This window comes from Methanoregula sp. PtaB.Bin085, from assembly GCF_002067035.1.
In the GTDB taxonomy this organism is placed as follows: Archaea; Halobacteriota; Methanomicrobia; order Methanomicrobiales; family Methanospirillaceae; genus Methanoregula.
Window position 1 is genome coordinate 1 of record NZ_MVQB01000059.1, and the last position, 16,029, is coordinate 16,029.

At 60.7% G+C, this 16,029-nt stretch carries 16 protein-coding genes and 1 tRNA gene; 5 read left to right on the top strand and 12 right to left on the bottom strand.

Annotated elements, in window-relative coordinates; genetic code table 11:
* Positions 1–345 precede the first annotated feature (345 nt).
* Both A4E33_RS12140 and A4E33_RS12145 read left to right on the top strand, forming a co-directional pair.
* A tRNA-Gln gene (locus A4E33_RS12140) sits at positions 346–418 on the top strand.
* Positions 419–544: 126 nt separating this feature from the next.
* Positions 545–1,369 carry a potassium channel family protein gene (locus tag A4E33_RS12145; protein ID WP_292348475.1) on the top strand — a complete coding sequence of 275 codons (825 nt, stop codon included), beginning with the start codon at positions 545–547 and terminating at the stop codon, positions 1,367–1,369.
* Positions 1,370–1,582: 213 nt separating this feature from the next.
* Here the strand turns inward: A4E33_RS12145 and A4E33_RS12150 are convergent, their stop codons facing one another.
* From A4E33_RS12150 to A4E33_RS12205, 12 genes are all read right to left on the bottom strand, one after another.
* Positions 1,583–2,347: a transposase gene (locus A4E33_RS12150; protein ID WP_292348476.1), complete on the bottom strand. Its 765-nt coding sequence runs from the start codon at positions 2,345–2,347 to the stop codon at positions 1,583–1,585.
* Positions 2,348–2,534: 187 nt separating this feature from the next.
* Positions 2,535–4,349: a DUF2070 family protein gene (locus A4E33_RS12155; RefSeq protein ID WP_292348477.1), complete on the bottom strand. Its 1,815-nt coding sequence runs from the start codon at positions 4,347–4,349 to the stop codon at positions 2,535–2,537.
* Complete coding sequence (locus tag A4E33_RS12160; protein ID WP_292348479.1) at positions 4,349–5,005, bottom strand: diphthine--ammonia ligase; 657 nt, start codon at positions 5,003–5,005, stop codon at positions 4,349–4,351. The genes A4E33_RS12155 and A4E33_RS12160 overlap by 1 nt, the downstream gene beginning before the upstream one ends.
* A gap of 5 nt (positions 5,006–5,010) precedes the next feature.
* Positions 5,011–5,904, bottom strand: a complete 894-nt coding sequence (locus A4E33_RS12165) for a carbohydrate kinase family protein (RefSeq protein WP_292348480.1) — start codon at positions 5,902–5,904, stop codon at positions 5,011–5,013.
* The gene (locus A4E33_RS12170) at positions 5,901–6,239 is read right to left on the bottom strand and encodes a DUF555 domain-containing protein (RefSeq protein WP_292348482.1); all 339 of its coding nucleotides are present in this window, start codon (positions 6,237–6,239) and stop codon (positions 5,901–5,903) included. Before A4E33_RS12170 ends, A4E33_RS12165 begins: the two co-directional genes overlap by 4 nt.
* A 6-nt stretch (positions 6,240–6,245) precedes the next feature.
* On the bottom strand, positions 6,246–6,773 hold the full coding sequence (locus tag A4E33_RS12175; protein ID WP_292348483.1) for a nitroreductase family protein: 528 nt from the start codon (positions 6,771–6,773) through the stop codon (positions 6,246–6,248).
* A complete protein-coding gene (locus tag A4E33_RS12180; protein WP_363054351.1) occupies positions 6,760–7,125 on the bottom strand; it encodes a hypothetical protein in 366 nt (121 codons plus the stop codon). Before A4E33_RS12180 ends, A4E33_RS12175 begins: the two co-directional genes overlap by 14 nt.
* Before the next feature lie 122 nt (positions 7,126–7,247).
* On the bottom strand, positions 7,248–7,568 hold the full coding sequence (locus tag A4E33_RS12185) for a DUF5350 domain-containing protein (protein ID WP_292348484.1): 321 nt from the start codon (positions 7,566–7,568) through the stop codon (positions 7,248–7,250).
* Positions 7,569–7,939: 371 nt separating this feature from the next.
* Entirely contained in the window at positions 7,940–9,790 is a 1,851-nt protein-coding gene (gene gatE / locus A4E33_RS12190; RefSeq protein WP_292348486.1) for a Glu-tRNA(Gln) amidotransferase subunit GatE, read from the bottom strand.
* A complete protein-coding gene (gene gatD, locus A4E33_RS12195) occupies positions 9,780–11,018 on the bottom strand; it encodes a Glu-tRNA(Gln) amidotransferase subunit GatD (protein ID WP_394334371.1) in 1,239 nt (412 codons plus the stop codon). Before gatD ends, gatE begins: the two co-directional genes overlap by 11 nt.
* Complete coding sequence (gene argH, locus A4E33_RS12200) at positions 11,015–12,496, bottom strand: argininosuccinate lyase (protein WP_292348487.1); 1,482 nt, start codon at positions 12,494–12,496, stop codon at positions 11,015–11,017. The genes gatD and argH overlap by 4 nt, the downstream gene beginning before the upstream one ends.
* A 42-nt stretch (positions 12,497–12,538) precedes the next feature.
* On the bottom strand, positions 12,539–13,072 hold the full coding sequence (locus tag A4E33_RS12205; RefSeq protein WP_292348488.1) for a helix-turn-helix domain-containing protein: 534 nt from the start codon (positions 13,070–13,072) through the stop codon (positions 12,539–12,541).
* Positions 13,073–13,273: 201 nt separating this feature from the next.
* On the opposite strand from A4E33_RS12205, the gene A4E33_RS12210 reads away from it, so the two are divergent.
* The 3 genes from A4E33_RS12210 (at position 13,274) to A4E33_RS12220 (ending at position 15,962) form a co-directional block, all read left to right on the top strand.
* Positions 13,274–14,302 (top strand): ABC transporter substrate-binding protein, encoded by a 1,029-nt coding sequence (locus A4E33_RS12210; RefSeq protein WP_292348490.1) that lies wholly within the window; start codon positions 13,274–13,276, stop codon positions 14,300–14,302.
* 104 nt (positions 14,303–14,406) lie between these two features.
* Entirely contained in the window at positions 14,407–15,201 is a 795-nt protein-coding gene (locus A4E33_RS12215) for an ABC transporter permease (protein WP_292348491.1), read from the top strand.
* Positions 15,201–15,962: an ABC transporter ATP-binding protein gene (locus tag A4E33_RS12220; protein ID WP_292348492.1), complete on the top strand. Its 762-nt coding sequence runs from the start codon at positions 15,201–15,203 to the stop codon at positions 15,960–15,962. The genes A4E33_RS12215 and A4E33_RS12220 overlap by 1 nt, the downstream gene beginning before the upstream one ends.
* Positions 15,963–16,029: the final 67 nt, after the last annotated feature.

Genomic DNA, 16,029 nt, shown 5'->3' on the forward strand with positions numbered 1-16,029 from the left:
GCAGCCGCTGGCGCCGGAGCCTGCGACAAGCCAGGGGCGTCTTCGTCTGCCCAATCAACCGAAGAAAAGCAGCGAAGTGATGTGAGCGGAACGGGCGCGAGCCCGTGGAGACGAACATGACTGAGCGTCACCGGCATGTCCCGAACAGCATACGGTCGATCGCCGCCCCGCTGCGCACGCTTCGTGCACCTGCGGCGCACTCGCACGTGCTCCGCGGACCGGCTCCCTGTCGAAAATTCATAATTTTCAGCCCTGATGTTGAATTTAATATCTCATGCGCGAAATGGAATAGGACAAATTCCCATTATGGAAATTTGCCGAGTGTAGTTAACTAAATCTTCATAGACCCCCGTAGTGTAGCGGTCAATCATGCAGGACTTTGGATCCGGCGACACCAGTTCGAATCTGGTCGGGGGTACTTCTCATTGACATCCGGTCCTGCGTCCCGATCATGGTACCCGAAGAACCAAACTGAGGGCATAGGCACAGCTGTTATTGTGCGCCAAACCGACGGTTTATATTTCATCAGGATCACGATCACTGAATGATGAACCTCTCCCTCTCCTTACGGATGCGGGTATACCTGAGTATCCTTTTCTGCGTCCTGGTCGCGGGCATGATCGGGCTCATGGTCTTCGAACAGCTCGCGCCCCTTGACGCCTTCTATTTCCTGATAGTGACCATCGCAACGGTCGGGTACGGCGACATTCACCCGGTCACGCCGGCAGGGAAGGTCCTCGTGATGCTCGTCATCATAACCGGTGTCGGTTGTTTTGTCGGGGTCGCAGCGAACTCGATCGAAGCCATGATCGACGAACGTGAGCGGAAGATCCGGATCGAGAAGCTGAACATGATCATCGGGATGTTCTTCTCTGAGATCGGCACGAACGTGCTGAAAATCCTGAGTTCCCGCGATCCCGGGATAAACGAGATCCGATCGGTCCTGATCGTCAGGGACACCTGGTCGGACGCGGAGTTCTCCCGTGCCCGGTCGGTGATCACAAACCACACCTGTGCTCTCGACAGCTGCGATGTTCCCATGGACGATCTCTGTCGCTTCCTGAAGGACCACCGGCAGTATCTTCTCGTCATCCTTGAGAATCCCCAGCTTATCGAGCACGACACCTTCACGCCCCTCCTCCAGGCACTCTACCACCTGACCGAGGAGATGATGGCGAGGGAAACCTTCACCGGCCTTCCCAAAACCGACTGTGCCCACCTCTCCGGTGATCTGAACCGGGTGTATCGCCTCCTGTTGACCGAATGGCTGAATTACATGCAGTACCTCAAGCGTAATTACCCCTACCTCTTCAGCCTTGCGATGCGTAAAAACCCGTTCGATACGAATGCGTCGGTAGTTGTAACGTGAGACGGAAAAACAATTTTCGTAAATCAATAACCCGCGTTCCTCCCACGTACGCCCCCAGCGTCGACAAGCCCGATGGAGTTCCTCCTGTTTCAGCTCCCTGGAATGCAACATCCCCGTGGGGGGCTGGTGGCAGAAGAAGGGGATAGCGTTATCACGTACAAGTACGTTTTTTCAACCCCGTCGGTTTTTCCGTTGTAAAAAAGAAAAAAATTATCACTCCAGCACGGCAAGCATGTTCTCCGTGCAGGTGATCTCCGCGGCAACCGGGACCGGCAGTGCCGGCAGAACCTGAGCCTGATGCAGCAGGCGCATCTGCCGTTTCAGCTCCTTTTTCCCGGGCCTTGCCGGGCCAGGCGTCCGGTATGCAAGGTACTCCCCGGACGCGCTGCGCAGGGAGGCTGCCGCGATGTTGAACGCTGCGTTCACGTCGGCATTGGCGACATACCCGCAGTGCGGGCACTCGAAGTGCTTCCGTGACCTCCGCCCGAACCCCCCGCACCGGCTGCAGCGCTTCGACGTGTATGCCGGGTTGACGTAGATGACGGGGATGCCCCGGTTCCATGCCCGTTTCTCAACCTGCTGCTGGAGCGAGAAGAACGAGCCGTTGTCGAACGAGAACTCAAAGGAACCGCGTGCCCTTTCGCGGTGTGCATAGCGTGGCGAGAAGAGTTTTTCAAACTTGATGCCCGACCCAAGCGACTCGGCAAACGAGACGATCTGCCGGGAGATGGCATTGAGTGCCGACCGGAACGTTTTCCGTTCACGGGACTTGATTTTCTTGAGTTTCCAGAGTTTGCCCTCCTTCCATAATTTCGTGCAGTGTTTTGAAGACTGGCGGTGATTATAGTGGATATTTTTTCCCAGTTTCATGGTTTTCCCGCTCACGATGTCGGCGGCAACCGCCACATGGCCGGTTGTGTTGAGGTCGACACCGATCCAGCGGGACGCTATGAGTGTGGCTGGATGAACTTCGATCACCTTTCTCCTCTGGTGTTCAACCGCTGTACGACAGTTCTGCGTGATACTGCGTTCTTTGTACCTTCCTCCTTCCCTTACAAGGGATTACCGTTATCCTCATGAATATATCTTGCGGTCAAATGCCCCGGATTCAAAAATGCATGATAAATCGTGGCAGATCGCAGGAACCGGGCGCCTGATGGCGTTTTCATGACGCCATGACGATCCAGGCAATGATGGAAAGGAGGAATGCCAGGAGGAGCATCGCGAGGGAGAGCGGCGCAACAAAGACCAGCATCGCGTTGACGGTGCTTGCCAGCTGCGAGATCCGGTTCGAGCCAAAGACCACGATATGGTCGCACTGAGCTGTGCCCGCCGCAGCCTGCGATGGTGTCAGGTTCTCGATCGCAGCATCCAGTGCCCGGAGCACGTACGGCACGATTTCGGTAACGGGCACATTCAGCCCCACCGGGTTCTTGCCGGTGATGGTGTTGACCACGTGCGAGTCCGTAGTCATGATCTCGGCGTCGTCAACGATCTTGAGGATCTCCGAAAGCAGGACCTCGCGTGCGCCGAGCGCCATATTGTTGCCGTCGATGAGAATGTACGCCGTCCGCTGCCCGTCCGCCTCGATCACGAGGACCTGGACCCCGAGGTCGCCAAAGCCGCTCTCCCGGCTGTACGGCAGGGTGTGGTGCGCAACCCCGGCACGGAACGGCTGCAGCGAGGAAGTCAGGCAGGCCTCCATTGCCCCGGCTGCAGCTTTCTGGTACTCGCGCGCTGCCTGTGTTGCAAGGAGCACCGGTGAGGAGAGGTCGGTCATGCAGTTGTGTGCATCCACGACAGCAACATGCGGGAACCAGCGGTGCCCCTCAGCCATGATCGACATCCCGACCGGGAAGTCGACATCCTCGGTCCGGTACGGCGAGCGGGTGGTAACGAGCAGCACCGAGTCGCCGAATCTCTGGTACAGCACCTTCACCGTTCCGGCCATTATCCGACCGGACCTGCCTGCGCCCGAGGAATACACCAGGTTACTCCTCGAGCGCTGGACTGCATCGATCACCTTGTTGATCTCTGACTCGGAAACGAGATTGAAGTCGTGGGTCGCGCACCCGTGGGCAACGAGCACCTCCTCTTCGAAGTTGTCGTGGATGATCTTGGGGAGGTTTCCCCCTCCGATCTCGCCCATCGGCCCCGGGTGCAGATTCGGTACCGTGAAGATGACCTGCTTGCCCCTCTCGCGCTTAAAGAAGAAACTCACCTGCGGGACATAGATCTCCTCACCAATCTCCCGGAAGAAGTTCTCCATCCCGTGGGAAGAACCGTCGGTCATGTGGGCGATGAACGCGTTGATGAACGCGAGCCCCCGGATCCCGAACGCCCGCTTGAGGGGGATCTCGATGATCCAGATGAGGATGCCAAACCCGAGTCCGAAGACGATGTGGAGGACGAGCGCATACACGACGAAAAACGGCGAAAAGAGGACCATGCCCACGATGATCCCGGCGAGACTCTGGGTGAGCGCCGGGGCGACCATCCGGGGGACGCGGTAGTCCGCGATAGCCGCCAGCACCAGCAGCCGGAGGCCGAAGATGAACCCGAGCGAGATCGCGTACGTGAGCGGGAGGAGCGTGACGGAAGCCGCGAGGGCACAGAGCGTGATGATGACGGAGAAGACCGTGCAGGTCAGGGCAAGGAGGGCAGACCGGTTCCAGGTCATCGTCTTCCCACCCATCTCGATGACCGGTTTTGTCAGGGCAAGGGCAAAGAGCGCCGGGATCGTAAAGATGAGGGTCCCCGAGAAGACGAACTTCTCCGGTAAAAAGAGCGTGCTGCTGATGACTGTCGGGAGGTAGAAGGAGACGGGACCCGAGAGGTTGAGCACCAGCCAGGACTTCACCCCCGCCGCATCGATGAAGAACCCGAGCATGAGGATGAGGAACAGGGACCGTTTCCAGGACGGGGCGGTGAAGATGAAGCGGGCGAGCTGGCCCATTTTCACATCGCCCTCGTGCGCCATCAGGCGAACCCCCCGAGGATGAGCTCGTGCCGGCCTGCCGCCGACCGTACCTCCGCGGTCGTATAGGTGACCGGCCGGGAATAGAACGGGGCATTGAGCGTGAGGCTCTCGTACTCCCCGCCCTCCCCTGCGATATTGATGTGGCGGGAGCGTGCAACTGCCTTCAGGCGCGCGATCAGGTTATTGTCGAAACGGGCGCCGAGGAAGCTCTCGTCAAGCCCGTCTGCTGCCGTGACTACGATCCGTGCATCCATGCGCTGCGCGACCTCCCGCACCAGCAGTTCAGTATCCATGTGCCAGAGGGGCGTGTACAGGCTTAAACCCAGCCGGTCCGTGATCGCCCGGACGCGCTCAGCCTGGTATTCCGACGCAACGGCGCCGGCGGTGACCCCCTCGATGTCGAGCGCTGCGAGGCCTTCTTCGAGATCGGCAAGTTCTTCCTCCTTTTTCCCGTGGGTCCGGATCTCGACGTACTCCAACCCGGCAACCTTCGCGATGACCGGCACTGCATCGAGGTTGGCAGAGTGGAACATGTACGAGTGCGGGTTCTTTGGCCTGACGGTGACGAGGAACCCCACGTCCATTCCGGCATCGATTGCCTTCTGGCAGGCGAGGACGGAGTCCTTCCCGCCCGATGTCAGTGCGGCCCAGCTCATGACGCTCACCGGTTCTGTGGTGCCTCGAGGGTGCCGAAGTGCTGCCGGTAACGTGTCTCCATGGCCTTCCAGTCCGGCAGGTGTGTCTGGCACCCGACGTGCTCAACAACGAACGATGCGGTGACCGTACCGATCCTGCAGCAGGTGAGGGGCGGGTATCCCCGGACGTATGCCGACAGGAACCCTGCACGGTACGCGTCTCCGGCGCCAGTCGGGTCGGCAAGCGTTACAGGTACAACCGGGATGAAGTGCTCATCTCCTTTGGTGTACAGCGTGCTGCCGTTGCCGCTCATCGTGAAGATCGCCATATCCACCTTTTTTATCAGGTCATCACGGCTGATGGAGAGCGTCTGGCACATCTGCTTGACCTCGTGCTGGTTGGCAAAGAGGATGTCGGCATTCTCGATGATGGTGCCGAGCGTCTCCTTATCATACCAGAAGACATCCTGCCCCGGGTCGAACGAGACGAACTCGCTCTTCTCCGCAACCCGGCAGTTGAAGTGCGGGTCCGCCGTTGCCATGTGGACGAACGGCAGCGCAGGGGCTTCTGACCGCGCAAACGCCGCCGAGGCCCCCCATTCAAAGAAGGTCATCTGGTCGCCGTTGTCGTCCGTGAACATGAAGGCGGTCGGGGTATGGGCGTCAGGGACCTCAAAGAACTCGCGGCAGATCCCGAGTTTTTGCATCCACCGGTCATAGTCGCTGCCGGCAAAATCGCCACCGATGCAGGAATGGAGTATCACCTCCTCCCCCAGTGTCGCGATCCCCGCGGCAATGTTGGAGGCGCCGCCGCCGAAGTAGATCTGACGGTCCGTGATATGGGTCGAGCAGTTGGCCTTCGGCAGGTGGGGGACCTTCGAGATGTGATCGATGGCTGTATGCCCGACGATATGGATCATATTTCCTCCACGTCCAGCACCTTGAGCGGGACGTCACGGAGGGCCTTGCCGACAACCGACTTTGCGATCCGCTCGGCATGCTCCTTCGACTCGCCGCGGAAGACCTTCATCTCGAGGATGAGACCGACAAGCGCAGTATCGGCAACGACAATGGCGCTCGAGAGCGTCTCCTCGCAGTACGGGCAGCTCAGGAACCCGGCCTCGACCTCGACGAACTTCGCTGCCGGATTCAGCCGTTTTCCCGCCTCGCTGATGGCGATCCCGATCGCGTCGTCAAGTGACTTGACATCGCGAACGAGCCACGCGGCCTCCATGGTTACGATAAAATCCGGCATTCTTCCTCACCAGGTATCGCGGTGGACGTGCTCCCCGATGCTCATACGTTCCGTGTGCTGTGCGGGGGCATGACCCTTTCCAACGGCAAGCAGAGAGACCGGGCGGGAGTGCTGCGGGAGATCAAGGACCTCCCGGACTGCCTCGTCATCGAACGCACCCGTCCAGCAGGTCACGAGGCCGCGTGAATGGGCTGCAAGCATCATATACGTGCATGCAATGGTGGCATCCTCGAGACCGTACAGGATCCCGCGTTCGCCATACCGGGACATGGACCGGACATAATTTGCGCAGACAGCGAGGACCACCGGGGCCAGCCGGATATGCTCCTGCGAGAACGCGGCCTCAGAGAGCGCCTCCTTCGTCTCATCGTCCCGGACAACGACAACGTCCCACGCTTCCAGATTCCCCGCGCTGGGGGCTGTGCCGGCGCACTTCAGGACGTACCCGATCTCATCATCCGTTACCGGCTCGTCGTCGTACTCGCGCACCGATGACCTGCCCGCACAGAGTCCGAAGAAATCAGACGAGTCCATGCTCCGACAGTACCTGCCATGCTTCTGCAGCCGGGGTGGTGACCGCGCTGACCGCCTGTGCGATCTTCTGCGATGCCTGCTCCGGCTGGTTGCTCTCGACAAGGGAGATAGCCTCGCTGAGGGAGTTTATTGCCCGGTTGAATTCGCGGTGGGAGGTGCCCCGGTGGGCGAACGCAAGCTCGGTCCGTACCGACTCCATCATCATCAGAAGCATCTTTTTGCCACCGGCCTTCTCCTGGTCCGGGAACCCGGATAAGGCGATGGCAAGCTGGGACAGGATGATCAGGCCTGACTTCGCCCGCTCCCCGTACTGGTAATTCATAACTGCAGCCTTCGGATCCATACTCACCATGGTTGTTGCGGATAAAAGAGTGTTTTCCCTGACGATTGAAGCCGAAAACAATGTTCCGTTGCAAAGAAAAATGCGGGGGCAAAAAACCGGTGGTCCCCGGTGTATCCCGACTGTGAACAGAATTATTTGGACTTTGCCTTTGCACCGAGCGCGGAAGCCTTCGAGCGTTTCATGCGCCTGCGGATCATCGGGTTTGCCGTTGACTCGTTCATACCGGATCCACCCGAGCGGTCGCCTCCGCGCCTGCCACCGCGCCCGCCGCCACGCCCGCCGCGGCCTGCCATGGCCTCGTTCATCTGGTCGATCTGCTTGACGTTTGCGCCGGCCTTGAACCGCTGGTTCGGGCCGGGTGTCTTGGCCTCCCCCTCCTTCTTGGGGACGAGCCGGATCTGGCCCTTGACGCCTTTTACCTGTGCCCAGGCTGTAGTTCCTGTCTTGCCCATAATCTGAACTCCTTATCTAATTCTTCCGCCCCGCTCATAAAGGTTCGCGCCTGATAGGAGAGATCGTTCAGGTACAAAAAAGGTGAATCATCGGATGGTTTTGCTGGTATGCCGCCCCCCCCTCTTGCGCCACCAGTCCCCCCATGGGGGGGGACGGGGTGCAGTTAGGATAGCGCAGCATTACCGGTTCACAAAACATTCAATGAACTCCGGAAAAAAAAACGAGTACTCCCATGCAGATCATGCAGAGGCATCATATGCGCCCCCGCCCCCCGCGACGGGGGGGCAGGGCTGGCGCAAGGGGGGCGATCATTCAGTTTATATCAGAGTTCCCCCAAAAACCGACACTTACTGAAAAAAAGGCAACCGGTTTACTTCCCCCCGCTCACCGCCGCGATCTCCTTTCTGAGGATCTCGCTCACGACTCTGCCGTCCACCGACCCGCGCACCTCTTTCATGACAACGCCCATCAGGGGGCCGAGCGCACCCATCCCCTTCTGGGCAACGAAGTCCTTCCGCTCTGCGATGATCTTCCGGACGATCGTTTCGAGCTCGTCGCGGGAGACCGAGGGGGCAAGCTTTGCGAGGGCTTCAGTAAAGGTACTTCCCCCGGCAATACTCCGGAAGATCTCGGGGATTGCCTCCTTTGCGGCCTTCCCGTCCTGCACGGCATGCCAGGTATCGAGGTATGCCTGCTCCGGTATCTTCGCTATGTCCACACCGTCGCGACGGAGCTCCGTGGTGGTGGAAAGGATGGTGAAGGCCGCGAGCTTTGGCCTGATGCCTTCCTTCACGGACTGTTCGAAGAGCGGGAGCTTATCCGAGGAGGCAAGCTGGAGGGCGTAGTTCTTCTCGATCCCGTACTCCGCGGAGAACCGCTCGGCGCGTGCGGTGAGGAGCTCGGGGATCTCCACGCCCGCCCACCGGTTATCATCAATGAGGACCGGAAGCACGTCCGTCTCGGGATACATCCGGGCCGCCCCGGGGAGCGGGCGCATGTAGGCGGTGCTTCCGGTCTCGAGCATCTTCCGCGTCTCCTCCGGCACCGGTCTGTCCGAGCACGCGATCATTGCCCGGGTGATCACCTGGCCGATGGCGCAGGCTGCCTGCTTCTCGCTGGCACCCGCGACGATCACCACGCAGTCCGGCTCCACCGCGTGCATATGGCTGCGGAGCTGTGCCACCTCTTCAGCCGTGACGCCGTAGGCCGGCAGTTCGTCGGTATGGAAGATACCGCCGACGCCGCACTTCTTGGCGTAGTCCGACATCTCGCTCCCGAGCCGCCGCTCCGGCTGGATCTCCCTTCCCACGAGGCCGGCGAACCCTTTCAGAACGATGGCATGGATCTTCTTTGCCTTTTTGAGCACCGCGGACTTTGTGTCCTTAAAGAGGGCCGTGACATCGGTTCCGCCGGCTGCATCGACCGAAGCCCCCCGCTTCACGAGCTCGTCACGGATGGAAAGCAGGTTCTGCTGCCGCTGTACTTCGCGCCGGACCACCTCAGCGATCAGGTCAAGCTCCTGCACACCCTTGATCTCCACCCGGGCACCGGATGCTATCGAGATGTTGACGTCCTGCCGGATCGTGCCAAGCCCCCGCTTCACCTTTCCCGTTGAGCGGAGCACCATGCCGATGTACCCTGCAACCTGCTCGACCTCCTCCGGCGTGTGCATGCAGGGCGCCGTGGTGATCTCCACGAGCGGGATCCCGAGGCGGTCGAGGCTGAAGACCTCGTCTTTCACCCGCTGCGCCGCCTCCTCCTCAAGACAGATCGTCTCGATTTGCCCGCCGTCCGGGAGTGCTCCGTTGAACGCTACGAGCGCCGTGCGCTGGAACCCGCTCGTATTGGAGCCGTCGATGACAAGTTTGCGCATCGTGTGCACCTGCGGCACGGGGGTCATGGAGAACATCTTCGCGATCGTGAGGCAGACCGCAAGCGCTTCGTCATTGAGCGGCGCCGGCGGCTCCTCGTCGTTCTCGACAAGGCAGGTGGTGTCGTACGTGTAATACCGGAACATCCGGTTGCTCTTCATCTCCTCCTTTGCCGCCCGGTCGATCTCGCCCATCTCGCTGACCGTTGCCCGGAGGTAGCGGGAGAACTCCCCGTTGTGCTCCGCGGTCTCGCGCAGCGCGGTCGGGCAGTGGCAGAAGAGCTTCTCCTTCGTGTCCAGCTGCTGGTGGATCTCGATGCCGGCAACGAGGCCGAGCGCCTTATAATCCATGGGTGCTCCTCCGCGTGCACTCGCCCTTGAGGCAGTCCTGCATCATCCCGACGGCAGTCTTCCGGTCCGGCGCATTGGCAAGCACCCACATCAGCTTGACGAGCGCCACCTCCGGCAGCGTGTCGCCGCCCTCGATGATGCCAGCGTCCAGCAGGTCGCGGCCCGTGTCGTACACCCGGTCGCAGACCCGGCCGTGCATGCACTGCGAGGTCATGACGATAAGCGTCCCGTTGTCCGCAAGCTGCTTCAGCACCGGGATGAGTGTGGTGCTGGTGTGCCCGAGGCCGGTCCCCGCGATCACGAGACCGTGGTAGCCGTCGTATGCCTTCAGGAGATTGGCGGACATGCCCGGAAAGAACTGTACCAGGGCGCAGTGCGGGTCCAGCGCGTCGTGGAGTGCCGGTTCCCGCGTACCCCGCCGGACCGCATCCGGCGTGAGGGTGACCTTCCGCGAGGGGTACTCCACGGTGCCGATCGGCTCCGTGCCCAGGCTCCGGAACGCGTCGCGGCGGGAGGTGTGCATCTTGCGCACCCGTGTGCCCCGGTGGATGGCGCAGGCGTCGTCGTTTGTCGTCCCGTGCATCACGACCGCGACCTCGCCGAGATCGCTTGTCGCCGCTGCAGCAGCGCACACCGCGTTCATCGCGTTGTCGCTCGATGGCCGGTCCGCGGACCGCTGGGATCCGACAAAGACGATCGGCACCGGCGAATCCACCATGAAGCTGATCGCGGCAGCGCTGTAGGCCATCGTGTCCGTGCCGTGCGTGACGATGATGCCCCGTGCACCGCCCTTTATCTCGTGGAAGATCGCCCGCGCCAGCTCCTGCCAGATCGGGGGCGTCATGTTCTCCGAGAGGATAGTGGCGAGCGGGATTGTGCGGTAGTTCGCTATCTCCTTCAGTTCGGGGATTGCCGTGAGGATATCGGCCGCATTGAACTGGCTCGTGACCGAGCCGGTCCGGTAATCGATCCGGCTTGCGATGGTGCCGCCGGTCGAGACGATGGCAAGGGTGGGGAGTTTATCATCCTGCACAATCTGCGGCTGCTGCGGCGTGACGGGTGCTGCCCGGGAAATGAGCGTGCAGCTGACGGGAGGGACGCCGATGTTGTACCCGGAGTCAAGCTTGATGACGGCCATGCGGTCGCGCTCGGTGATGTACACGCCCTTCTTGTCCATTCCCCGGTACGTGCACCGGACCAGGTCGCCGGATCGGAAGACTGCGGTTATGCTACCAGCCTCCGGGCCTTGGCGATAAGCTCGGTCCTGGACTTTGCCGTCTTCGTCAGTTTCTGCTCGACAAGGTTCGTGTCGGCAGCAAGCTGCTTCTTCCTGTCGTGGATGGCTCCCTTGATCGCCACCGGCGCCGGTGCGCCGGGAGCTTTCCGGAGGCTGATGGAGTACTCCGGGTCGAGCACCCTGTTGATCTTCGCCTGCGTGAGGCCGAGTTTCCTGAACGAGATGCCACAGTCCAGATCCTTTGCCGCCTTCTCGAGGGTTGCAAGGGAAAGGTCGCCTTTCTGCACGGCCCGGCCCACGATGTTGTGGGCGGTCCGGAACGGGATATCGTAGGCGCGCGCAAGCGAGTCCGCAAGCTCGGTTGCCGTGGAGAAGCCCTTTGCCGCCTCCTCCTTCATCCGTGCTGTGTCGAACTCCGCGCTCGCGAGCATCTCCCCGAGCAGCTGGAGGCTCTCCTTGGCATCGTGCATCCCGCGCCAGACGTGCGGCGTGAGTTCCTGCAGGTCGCGGTTGTAACTCATGGGGATACCCTTGACGGTGACCAGCGCACCCGTGAGCGCCCCGAAGACCGAACCGGACTTGGCCCGCATGATCTCGGCGATGTCCGGGTTCTTCTTCTGCGGCATGATGGATGAGGTCGAGCAGAAGGCGTCGTCGAGGGAGACAAAGCGGACAAACGATGTGGACCAGACGATCAGCTCTTCGCAGAGCCGGCTGATGTTCGCCATCAGGATCGCGATATCGGCGAGGGTTTCGAGCGCGAAATCCCGCGTGGCGACCGCGTCCATGGTGTTGGTGACCAGGCCGTCGAATCCGAGCAGCGAGGCCGTATAGTCACGGTTGACCGGGTAGCCGGTGGAGGCGAACGCGGCAGCGCCGAGCGGGGAGAGGTTGACCCGCGTGTATGCATCCCTGAGCCGGTCGAAATCGCGGGAGAAGGACTGTTCGTACGCGAGCAGGTGATGGGCGAGCGTTGTCGGCTGGGCGTGCTGCAGGTGGGTGAAGCCCGGCATCACGCTGTCCTTGTGCCGGTCGGCGAGTGCGATCAGCACGGTTCGGATCTTCAGGATTGCCGCCATCTGCTTGAGGATCTCCTCGCGGAGCCGGATCCGGATGCAGGTTGCGACCTCGTCGTTCCGGGACCGGCCGATATGCAGCCGCCCGCCGATCTCGGGCCCGGCGTCGGCGATGAGGAACGACTCGATTCCGGCATGGATGTCCTCGAACCGGTCGTCAAAGGCCTCTTCCGGTACTCCCTCATCATACATCTGCAGCAGGGCCGGAAGGAGCTTCTTCGTGACGCTCCGGTCGAGGATCTTCTGCTTGTCGAGCATCAGGACGTGGGCAATATCCACGAGGATATCCGCGTCCGCGATATGGCGGTCGGCCTGCATCGAGGAGAGGAAGTGCATCATGGCGCCGCTCCGCTTCCCCGACAGGCGTCCCAGCCGGACAACATCGGTTCGCATTGTTCACCCTTCTGTATCGTGTAATTATTGGCTGCGCGCTGATTAAAGCCACGCCTTCCGCGCAGCGAGTTCGATCGCCCGCTGGACCGACTCCTTCGGGATGATGGTTGCCACGGGGATGTGAACGAGCTGCTCGATCACACTCGAAACGATCGGGGCGCAGACGATGGCAACCGCTCCCTCGCGCTCGGCCCGGACGGCCGCGATGATGGCGTCCTCCATGGTGTGGACCGGGTACTCCCGCACCTTTACCCGCTTTGCATCGACCTCGGCCGTCCGCTCCTCGATGGTCTCGAGCACCGGGCGGGCAACGATGAGCCCGATAAACTCACCCTCACCGGCCCGGTAAAATTTCCGCATGGCACGGAAGATCGCCCGGAGGGTCGAGAGATTCGGGGACCGTTTGCCGTGCAGGATCTTGTACAGCGAGCTCTGGGCAATTCCGCTGGTCTCTGATAATTCCCGGATACTGATCCGGAGATCACGGCGGAGCAGTTCGTCGAGGGCGGCAACGAACTCCTCATCAGACGTGAGCGCAGCGCGCATGAGCCGGTCAATCGGGTCGGTCTGTACCATATAATGGATACAATCAGGCTGATTTTAGAAAAATTTTTTCTTTTTGTCCTGAAAAAGGCCCGGGCCTCCTGCCTTCCAGTGGACAAGAGGACAACCATTTGTCTATTTCTGTCATATTTTTTAGAAAAATCTGCTACAAAAAGAGATTTTTTCTTACCGATAGAGACACTTTTTTATTTGCGACAATACAACAGTGTGCCCATGAACGCGATGAAGTTCACGGCCATGGCATGCATTGCCCTGGCCTTCCTTATGCTCATTGCCGGCTGTACGCAGCAGACCGGCACGACCGCGGTAACGCCTGCCGGCACCGCCGTACCGACCGCCGCAGCGCCGATCAAGGAGCTGAAGATCGGGTACCAGCCCAGCACTCACCAGATGGCCGAGATCACGGCCATGGAGAAGGGCTGGTGGCAGCAGGACCTTGCCCCGCTTGGCGTCATGAACGTTTCTGACAAGGTCTTCCCGAGCGGCCCGCCCGAGATGGCGGCCATGCAGGCCGGCGAACTCGATGTTGCATACGTTGGCGCTGCCCCGGTCCTGACCGCGCTGGCCACAGGGCTTGACGCGAAGATCGTTGCCGGTGCCAACTCGCAGGGCTCCGACCTGGTCGTGCGGAACGATCTCGACTACAAGGGCCCGCAGAGCCTGAAGGGCACGACCATCGCCACGTTCCCGGCAGGGAGCATCCAGGACACGATCCTGAAAGACTGGCTCAAGAAGAACAACCTGGTTCCCGACAAGGATGTCTTCATCAAGGGCATGGCCCCCGGTGACGCGGTCACGGCCATCACGGCCGGCAAGGTCGACGGCGTCTTCCTCCCGACCCCCTCCCCGAGCACCGTTGTCAACCAGGGCAAGGGAAAGATCGTGGTCCACTCGGGTGAGATGTACCCCAACCACACCTGCTGTGTCATCGTTGTCAGCGGAAAGCTGATCCGCGAGCACCCGGAGGTCGTCCGGCAGATCATAAAGACGAACGACCGTGCCGTTGCCTTCAACAAGGCGAACCTTGACGAGGCCGCATCCATCTATGCAAAGAAGACCAGTGCGAACCTGACCGATGTGAAGTCCTCGCTTGAGGAATGGGACGGCAGCTGGGTCTCCGACCCGAACATCATCGTCTCCCCGGTCCTCGATTACGCGACCATGCAGTACAACCTCGGGTACATCAGGAAGTCCCTCTCCAAAGACGACATCTTCGACCTCACCTTTTACCAGACGAGCTGAGGAAATTTTCCCAACCTTTTTTCTAGTCCTGCACAGGTACTATTAATGAGAATCAGAACCGGCACGTCCTTCAGTATCAGTACAGGAGCAGCCGTTCCAGGGAAGTGAGTACCATCACAGGCAAAGCACAACGGGTGAGCGAACACTGGCCGGGCATCCTTGCCATCGTCCTTGCGCTGGCAGTCTGGCAGATTTATGCCATTTTCATCATCAAAAACCCCTTCCTGCTGCCCGGCCCCCTGGATGTTCTCAATGCCTTTGTCAGCCTCCTGCAGGAAGGCCGGCTTCTCATCGATTTCCGGGTGAGCCTGACGCACTTTGCCATTGGTCTCGGTGCGGCCCTTCTCGCAGGGATCCCGATCGGGATTGCCATGGGCTGGAACAGCCGGGCTGATGAATTCTTCAACCCCCTTATCGAGATCCTCCGCCCGATCCCCCCCCTTGCCTGGATCCCGTTTGCCATCATCTGGTTCGGTTTCACGCCCGTTTCGGCCGGATTCGTCATCTTCATGGGCGCGGTCTTCCCGATCCTGATCAACACCTACACCGGCTTCCGCGGGGTGCCCCGCATCTTTGTCGAGGCAGGGCGGATGCTTGGCTGCACCGGCACCTGGTCCCAGATCCGGCACATTGCGTTCCCGGCGGCCCTCCCGTCCGTCATCTCCGGCGTCCGGATCGCGACCGGCGTGGGCTGGATGTGCCTTGTTGCGGCCGAACTCTTCGGCGTCTCCAACAACGGCCTGGGAAAAGACCTCTGGTTCTTCTACGACATCCACCAGATGGACTCCGTGGTCGTCTTCATGCTTCTCCTGGGCCTCATCGGCCTTGTGATCGACATGATCTTCCGGTACTACATCGAGGGCCGGTTCCTGAAGTGGCGGACCGGGGAGGTTGCGTGATGGGCGGTCTTGAGATACGGAACCTTTCCCAGTCCTTTGCCCGCGACGACGGCTCCCGGCTCGTGGTGCTCGAGAACATCAGTCTTGAGGTTGCGGACAAAGAGTTTGTCTGCATCCTCGGCTCCTCCGGCTGCGGCAAGACAACCCTCCTGCGCATGATCGCCGGTCTCGACACCGCAGAGTCGGGCGCCATCCTGCTGGATGGTAAGGAGATGCACGGCACGAGCGACAAAGTCGGAATGGTATTCCAGGAGTACTCGCTCTTCCCGTGGCGGACCGTGATCGACAATATCGCCTTCGGCCTCGAGATGCAGGGAATGAAGAAGGAGGAGCGGTACCGCGTGGCGGAGGAGTACCTGCAGCTTGTCAACCTCGCGCAGTTCCGCGACAGTTACCCGTCGCAGCTCTCGGGCGGGATGCGCCAGCGGGTGGCCGTTGCCCGGGCGCTGGCACTCGACCCGTCCGTGCTCCTCATGGACGAGCCGTTCGGGGCGCTCGATGCCCAGACGCGGAACATGCTCCAGACCGAGCTCCTGGAGATCTGGGAGAAGACGAAAAAGACCGTCATCTTCATCACCCACAGCGTCGATGAGGCGGTCTTCCTCGCTGACCGGATCGTGGTCATGACGCCCCGCCCGGGCAGGGTCTGCCGGATATTCCCGGTAGACCTCCCACGGCCCCGCGACCGCACGGGCCCGAAGTTCGCTGAGGTCCGGCGCGAGGTCCTTGACCTTATAAGCCAGAAGTGCTCAATCCAGTAAGGTTTAATACGCCACATCTCCATTTTATTAAAGCAGTCAAGAGGAAGCGTACCGGCATGATTTTTGG